Here is a 6,391-nt window from a genome sequence, read left to right as displayed (position 1 = left end):
GAAAAAGAGAAAGCAACTGCCATTGGTGTGGTACCGACCCATCTGATCAGAATGCTTGAGGCAGATGTGTCAAAGTATGATTTAAGCTCTTTAAGATTTATTCGATCGGCCGGCGGGTATTTGGCCCCCCAGGTGGCAGAAGAGGCTGAAGAGGCTTTTGGGGCTTCCATCACAAGTGATCTGGGTACCCAGGACATGGGATCTGTATCCGGTTGCCGGGTTGAAGATACCAAGGATCTGAGAAGACGAACTGTTGGCAGAATGCTGCCAGGCAATAAAGTTCGGCTGGCAGACAAAGAGAATAAGGAAAAAACTGTTCCCGACGGTGAACCCGGTATCCTCTATTTCAGAGGGCCCCACGCACCCGCAGGATATTACCGTGATGAAGAACTCACCTCCACAGTATTTGATAAAGACGGCTGGACCACAACAGAAGACATTGTCAAATTTGATCAGGGATGCCTATGGATACTAGGTCGGGCCAAGGACATGATTATCCGCGGCGGCCAGAATATCTATCCGGCTGAAGTAGAAGGGCTCTTAAATGATCATCCTTCTGTGGCATCAGTGGCCATCGTGGGATATCCGGACAGAGAAATGGGAGAAAAATGTGCTGCCTATGTCATTGTAAAAAGCGGCAAAGAATTTGATTTCAAAACCATGGTAGATTATTTGAAATCTAAAGATATTGCTATGTTCAAGCTTCCTGAACATCTTGAAATTGTAGATGAATTCCCAGCTGTTGGAGATTCCGGAAAGGTAAATAAGGAAACATTAAAAAAAGATATTCGGGTACGACTGGGTATATAAACTAAAACTGCAGCAATTGTATTCGCAGCAGTATTTTACAATTGCTGCAGTTTTATTAAAGGCAATAAAGAGATGACAAATAAAAAAACAGTTCTGATACTTTGTACCCTTGATACTAAAAGGGAAGAGACCCGGTATTTAAAGTATAAATTCAAAGAGATCGATGTCCTGCCCCTTTTAATGGATCTTTCCATGAGAGGAAAGGAAAAATCAAGGGCTGAACTGACACCGTCTCATGTGGCATCTGCCGGGGGAAGTACCATAGAAGAAATCAACAAGTCCAAAGAACGGTCAACTATTACCAACATTATTATTGAAGGCGCTACAAAAATTGCCAAGGATCTGTATGCTGCCGGTAAAATTGACGGTATCATGGCCCTTGGCGGGTCTACCGGCTCTCTGATGGCTACCGATGTCATGCGGGCTCTGCCTTTTGGCATTCCCAAACTGATGATATCCTCAACAGCAGCTCTTCCCGGGCTTTCCACAAAATATATCGGCACAGGCGATATTTTATTATTTCATTCGGTCATTGAAATAGCCGGTGTGACGGACATGCTCGCCAACATTATGGACAGGGCCTGTTATGCCATGAAAGGCATGATAAACTATGTAAACAATACCCTTAGCACCACCAGCAAAAAAACCATTGCCATGACCATGCTGGGGCCTTGTGAACAATGTGCAAGCACGGTCAGGAAAGCCCTTGAAAAAAAAGGGTACCAGGTCACAGGATTTTCTGCAGCCGGTGTCGGAGACCGGGCCATGGAAAAGATGATTGCCGAAGGGTTTTTCCAGGGGGTGATTGATCTGGCTCCAGGCGGGGTGGGAGAACACTATTTCGGGTTTATGCGGGATGGCGGTCCTGATCGGCTTGAATCTGCCGGGAAAAAAGGGATACCCCAGATTATATCCACCTGCTCGGTCAATCATATGACCCCTTCCAGATCAAAATATAAAAAAGAATTCCATAAAAGGCGAAAATACGACCTTGATAAATTTAGGACCTGGCTTCGTCTTTCAACAGATGAACTTAAAGAAGTGGCCAATGAATTTGCTAGAAAACTCAATCATTCAAAGTCCCCTGTAAAAGTGATGGTTCCCCTGCAGGGCTGGTCATCTGTAGACTGCCAGGGAAACCCAACCTATGATCCAAAAGAAGATCGTATCTTTATTGACACATTAAGAAACAAACTTAATTCCAGGATAGAAATTATCGAAGTGGATGCGAACATGGAAGATGCCGCATTCAGCCAACAAATAACACAAACCGCTTTGGAGCTTTTCTAATGGACGCATCATTTGAAAAACGATTGGTTGAAAGGATCAGGCCTTTATATCAAAAAGGCCGTGACGGAGACTGGGACCATGTCCTGCGCATGGTAAAACTTTGCAAATATCTGCTGGAGCATGAAAATGGGGATGAGGATATCGTCCTGCCCGCAGCATATCTCCATGACTTAGGATGGACAGCTGTTGATTTTTCCGATTTTAACAAGGCAACTCCCAAGGTGAAAAGCAATTCAACCAGTTTTACCCGGCACATGGAACAGGGTGCTGTCATTGCAGGTAGAATTTTATCAGAGTTTAAGATTGATCCGGATAAAATCAAAGAGATACAGAGTATCATTAAGGTTCATGATTTGCCTGAGATTATTTTTAAAATGAACAATATTTCCGCAACCCTGGTTGTGGAAGCGGATCGGCTGGATAGATATGGCAAGACGGGTCTATCACGCTTTAAAACCATGTTTGGAGCAGATAAGCTTGAAGGAGTTTATTGGGAAGAAGCCAGACAATTAAGACTCGACGGTCTTAAAGACTGGTTCAAAACAAAGACAGCCATCAAGCTATCCCAGAAACTGGCCACAGAAATGGGATTGTTTGATGAAGGTTAATACAACTAAAACAGTGGAGAGATGAAAATGATTGTTAAAAACTGGATGTCCAAACATCCTGATACAATTTCAAGTGATCTTTCAGCAAAAGAAGCCATGATTTTATTTGAAGAAAACAGGGTTCCTTTTATGGCCGTTGTAGATAAAGGAAAATTCAAAGGGCTTATTGCAAGGCGGGACTTAAGAGAGGCTGCTTCCTGGGCCATTGCGACCCAGGATATTTATGAAATACAATATTTTAACGAACGGCTGAAAGTAAAAGATATCATGGTTAGAAAACCTGTCACGCTGTCAATAAATGATACGGTTGAGACTGCTCTTGAAAAGGGCAAGCAATTCGGCAGAAGCTTTTTACCGGTCATGGAGGACGGCAACCTTGTGGGAACCCTGTCAAACAGGGATTTTTCCTATGCGCTAAGCCAGCTTCTAGGGGGTGATGAAGGATTGCATGGAATTTCCATTGAGATAACCGGGGATACCAAGGTTACTATTAACAAAATACTGGAAGATATCTTTAAGCTGGGTCTTCAGATTCAAGGACTGTTTACCTTGAAAGATCCTGATTCAAAAGTAAAACGGCTTACGATCCGGTTTGAAGCAAAGTGTTTTAAAAGAATCACTTCTTTGATCCAGGAAAAAGGCTACAAACTGGTTGAAGTAATGAAATATAAGCAGTAATCTGTGTTTATAACTGCAAACCTAATGTATAATACGGGGAGTCATGTATGACAAAACGATTAATCGTAGGGATTGCCGGGGCAAGTGGTGTGATTTATGGCATCAGGATGCTTGAAGTCCTCAAAAACCGTGGCATTGAAACCCATTTGATTATTTCAGACGCAGGAAAACTCAATATCAGGATTGAAACCGATTATGATGTGGATGAAGTCCTTGCCATGGCAGACGTCACCTATACCAACAAAAATATTGCTGCCTCTGTTGCCAGCGGCTCCTTTTTGACCATGGGCATGGTGGTGGCACCCTGTACGGTCAAAACTTTATCCGGAATTGCAAACTCCTATACTGAAAATCTGTTAATCCGGGCAGCTGATGTCCAGCTTAAAGAAAAAAGAAAGTTGGCTTTGCTGTTCAGGGAAACTCCTTTGCATATAGGACATTTAAGGCTTTTAACCCAGGCCGCTGACATGGGAGCACATATTATTCCGCCGGTTCCAGCTTTCTATCATCATCCAAAAACTATTGATGATATTATTAACCAATCTGTAGGAAAAGTTCTGGATTACATCGGGATAGAACATGACCTGTTTAGACGCTGGGACAATTCAGAACTGGATAAGCTTGCCAACAAATCCAAATCTTCTGAAGAAAAATTAATAGCTTTAAAATAGTAATTTAACGAAAACTTGAAAACTTTTGATTAAGGAGGGTCACAATGGCCATTGATGACAAAAAATTGTCAGGAGCCGAAAGCCTGCGTAAAACAAGAACCTATGGTAAGTTTCGGTGCCATAACCCAACCTGTATGGGCAGGTTGGAGCCAAAACCGGGCGACAAGCATGTGAAGTGCCCGATTTGCAAGTGTGAATTTCGTGTTGCATGGATCCGACCGGATTTTCCAAGAATCCGCGGACCGGTCTGGGAAGTGAACAAAAAAATTGCCGAGGCAGCATTCAAAAAAAAGATGGAGGGTAAATAATATGGCTTTGGACAGAAAAATTGCGTATATCAACCTTACCACCGGTGATGTGGAGGTAAAATCCATTCCTCTTGATGTCAGAAGGAAATTTATCGGGGGCAGAGGTCTTGATGCATATCTATTATTGAATCATTCCAAAAAAGGCTGTGATCCGTTAGGCCCTGCCAATCCATTGATTGTCAGCGGTGGAATCCTGACGGCCACCTGTGCATCGGCAACAGCCAGAACCCATATTATGGCAAAATCTCCTCTTACAGGACTTTTGGGCTCCGCTAACATGGGCGGCTTTTTTGCCCCGGAAATGGCATGGGCAGGCTTTCATCACCTTGTCATAAAAGGGAAGGCAAAAAATCCGATTTATCTTTTCATTAAAAACGGCACCATTGAAATCCGTGATGCCGAAAATATCTGGGGGAAAACTACCACAGATACCCAGTGGGCCATTCAGGATGAACTCAATGACAAAGAGGTAAAATCCCTTGTTATTGGACCGGCCGGTGAAAATCTTGTGGCATTTGCCAATGTCATGACCGGGATTAAGAATGCCGGGGGAAGAACCGGAATGGGCGCTGTCATGGGTTCTAAAAATCTCAAGGCCATTGCCTGCAGGGGGACCATGGATATCAACATAGCCCATCCTGTAGAAGCCCTGGAGTATAATAAACGGTTTATTGACCAGATCACTTCTGCAAAGGTGAACAGGACCCAGGGAACCCTGGGAACCCCCATGATCTGGGGAGCAACAAATTCCTGGGGCGGCGTTCGTACAAGGAACTTCCAGTATAACCAGTGCGAGTATGCCGATGATATTGAACCTGAAGCCATAGATGAAATTTGTGAAGAAACAATGGGGCCATATCATATGGCAGGTTGTTTTGGATGCCAGGTTCATTGCCGGGCCCAATACAGGATCCCTTCAGGCCCGCTTAAGGGCACATATGATGAAGGCCCTGAATATACATCCCAGGGGGCATTCGGAGGCGAGCCCGATACACCGAGAGCTGAAACGGTTCTTGTGGGAAACCACCTTGTTGATCAGTATGGCATGGATAATCTTGAGGTAGGCAGTTTGATTTCCTGGGCAATGGAGCTTTATGAAGAAGGAATTATTACCAGCAAAGAGACAGATGGCCTGGACTTGAGATTTGGTAATGATGAAGCTGTTCTTGAGATGGTGGAACGTATTTGCTACAGAAAAGGCAAAGTTGCCGATACCCTTGCCAACGGCGGTATTCAGGCATCTAAAATATTTGGCAAAAATTCTTTTGATTACCTGATCCAGGTAAAGGGAATGAGCAATCTTCATTCCGATGAAAGAGCTACCCCGGCACTGGCATTGAACGTTGCAACCTCTTCCAGGGGATCTGATCATTTAAGAAGCCGCCCGGCCATTGATCTTTATCATCTTCCTGAAAAAGTATTGCATAAGATCTACGGCAATCCTGTTCCCTATAAAGGCAAACTCAGCTCCGAGCATACGGAATATGTGGGAAAAGCCTGGCAGGTGTTCTGGCAGGAAAATTGCTACATGGGAGTGGACTGTCTGGGAATCTGTAAGTATCATACAACATTCCTGGGTGCAACCCTGCCCAACTTCGAAGACTGGCCAAAGGTCCTGTATTACAACACAGGCCTTGAATTTACACCCACGGAAATATGGGATATTTCCGAGCGATGCAACATGCTGGAACGCCTTTTTAACATCAGGGAAGGTTTGACAAGGGATGACCTTGAAAAAGGAGATATGCTCAACCATCGCTATTTTGACGAACCCTGCAGAAGAGGTGCCCCTGACGTTGTCGGAACTATGATTGACAAGAAAAAATTTATTAAAATGATTGATGAATTTTACGAGCACAAAGGGCTTGATAAAAAAGGCAATCCAAAACCTGAAACCTTGAAACGGCTTGAGATTGAAAACGAGCCCTCTCATATGCTGTAGAAAGGAGTCATATCATGGAAAATAAAGTCCTGATGATAAACCCTGAAAAATGTACAGGGTGCAGATTATGTGAACTGGTATGTG

8 protein-coding genes are annotated in these 6,391 nt (G+C 43.9%); all 8 read left to right on the top strand.

Annotated features, from left to right (window positions below):
* Positions 1-810: fatty acid--CoA ligase family protein (locus K8S13_RS14655; protein WP_291463580.1), on the top strand; the 810-nt coding region annotated here is incomplete at its 5' end.
* Between the two features lie 72 nt (positions 811-882).
* On the top strand, positions 883-2,100 hold the full coding sequence (locus K8S13_RS14650) for a Tm-1-like ATP-binding domain-containing protein (protein ID WP_291463579.1): 1,218 nt from the start codon (positions 883-885) through the stop codon (positions 2,098-2,100).
* Entirely contained in the window at positions 2,100-2,708 is a 609-nt protein-coding gene (locus K8S13_RS14645; RefSeq protein WP_291463577.1) for an HD domain-containing protein, read from the top strand. Before K8S13_RS14650 ends, K8S13_RS14645 begins: the two co-directional genes overlap by 1 nt.
* A gap of 27 nt (positions 2,709-2,735) precedes the next feature.
* The gene (locus K8S13_RS14640; RefSeq protein ID WP_291463575.1) at positions 2,736-3,386 is read left to right on the top strand and encodes a CBS domain-containing protein; all 651 of its coding nucleotides are present in this window, start codon (positions 2,736-2,738) and stop codon (positions 3,384-3,386) included.
* A gap of 47 nt (positions 3,387-3,433) precedes the next feature.
* The gene (locus tag K8S13_RS14635) at positions 3,434-4,057 is read left to right on the top strand and encodes a UbiX family flavin prenyltransferase (protein WP_291463574.1); all 624 of its coding nucleotides are present in this window, start codon (positions 3,434-3,436) and stop codon (positions 4,055-4,057) included.
* Between the two features lie 44 nt (positions 4,058-4,101).
* Positions 4,102-4,365 carry a hypothetical protein gene (locus K8S13_RS14630; protein WP_291463572.1) on the top strand — a complete coding sequence of 88 codons (264 nt, stop codon included), beginning with the start codon at positions 4,102-4,104 and terminating at the stop codon, positions 4,363-4,365.
* Position 4,366: 1 nt separating this feature from the next.
* A complete protein-coding gene (locus tag K8S13_RS14625; RefSeq protein ID WP_291463569.1) occupies positions 4,367-6,307 on the top strand; it encodes an aldehyde ferredoxin oxidoreductase family protein in 1,941 nt (646 codons plus the stop codon).
* Positions 6,308-6,321: 14 nt separating this feature from the next.
* On the top strand, positions 6,322-6,391 hold a 70-nt coding region (locus tag K8S13_RS25715), incomplete at its 3' end, for a 4Fe-4S binding protein (RefSeq protein WP_367172626.1).

Source organism: Desulfobacula sp. (assembly GCF_021107415.1).
This window is presented reverse-complemented; position numbering and strand designations above follow the sequence as displayed.